1 rRNA gene is annotated in these 1,635 nt (G+C 50.6%); it reads right to left on the bottom strand.

Annotated features, from left to right (window positions below):
• Positions 1-37: 37 nt before the first annotated feature.
• Positions 38-1,588 (bottom strand): 16S ribosomal RNA (locus tag CD155_RS05080).
• Positions 1,589-1,635 lie beyond the last annotated feature (47 nt).

The raw sequence follows: 1,635 nt of genomic DNA, 5'->3' as shown, positions 1-1,635 counted from the left end.
TTCATCTTCGTAGAAGATGTTCCGAATATATCCTTAGAAAGGAGGTGATCCAGCCGCACCTTCCGATACGGCTACCTTGTTACGACTTCACCCCAATCATTTGTCCCACCTTCGACGGCTAGCTCCAAAAGGTTACTCCACCGGCTTCGGGTGTTACAAACTCTCGTGGTGTGACGGGCGGTGTGTACAAGACCCGGGAACGTATTCACCGTGGCATGCTGATCCACGATTACTAGCGATTCCAGCTTCATGTAGTCGAGTTGCAGACTACAATCCGAACTGAGAACAACTTTATGGGATTTGCTTGACCTCGCGGTTTCGCCACCCTTTGTATTGTCCATTGTAGCACGTGTGTAGCCCAAATCATAAGGGGCATGATGATTTGACGTCATCCCCACCTTCCTCCGGTTTGTCACCGGCAGTCAACTTAGAGTGCCCAACTTAATGATGGCAACTAAGCTTAAGGGTTGCGCTCGTTGCGGGACTTAACCCAACATCTCACGACACGAGCTGACGACAACCATGCACCACCTGTCACTCTGTCCCCCGAAGGGGAAAACTCTATCTCTAGAGGGGTCAGAGGATGTCAAGATTTGGTAAGGTTCTTCGCGTTGCTTCGAATTAAACCACATGCTCCACCGCTTGTGCGGGTCCCCGTCAATTCCTTTGAGTTTCAACCTTGCGGTCGTACTCCCCAGGCGGAGTGCTTAATGCGTTAGCTGCAGCACTAAGGGGCGGAAACCCCCTAACACTTAGCACTCATCGTTTACGGCGTGGACTACCAGGGTATCTAATCCTGTTTGATCCCCACGCTTTCGCACATCAGCGTCAGTTACAGACCAGAAAGTCGCCTTCGCCACTGGTGTTCCTCCATATCTCTGCGCATTTCACCGCTACACATGGAATTCCACTTTCCTCTTCTGCACTCAAGTTTTCCAGTTTCCAATGACCCTCCACGGTTGAGCCGTGGGCTTTCACATCAGACTTAAAAAACCGCCTACGCGCGCTTTACGCCCAATAATTCCGGATAACGCTTGCCACCTACGTATTACCGCGGCTGCTGGCACGTAGTTAGCCGTGGCTTTCTGATTAGGTACCGTCAAGACGTGCATAGTTACTTACACATTTGTTCTTCCCTAATAACAGAGTTTTACGATCCGAAGACCTTCATCACTCACGCGGCGTTGCTCCGTCAGGCTTTCGCCCATTGCGGAAGATTCCCTACTGCTGCCTCCCGTAGGAGTCTGGACCGTGTCTCAGTTCCAGTGTGGCCGATCACCCTCTCAGGTCGGCTACGCATCGTTGCCTTGGTAAGCCGTTACCTTACCAACTAGCTAATGCGGCGCGGATCCATCTATAAGTGACAGCAAGACCGTCTTTCACTGTTGAACCATGCGGTTCAACATGTTATCCGGTATTAGCTCCGGTTTCCCGAAGTTATCCCAGTCTTATAGGTAGGTTATCCACGTGTTACTCACCCGTCCGCCGCTAACGTCAGAGGAGCAAGCTCCTCGTCTGTTCGCTCGACTTGCATGTATTAGGCACGCCGCCAGCGTTCATCCTGAGCCAGGATCAAACTCTCCATAAAAAATTATGATGTTTGATTAGCTCATAAATACTAAATAGTTTGTAACT

Origin of the sequence: Staphylococcus caprae (assembly GCF_002902725.1) — a bacterium.
Classification (GTDB): domain Bacteria; phylum Bacillota; class Bacilli; order Staphylococcales; family Staphylococcaceae; genus Staphylococcus; species Staphylococcus caprae.
This window is presented reverse-complemented; position numbering and strand designations above follow the sequence as displayed.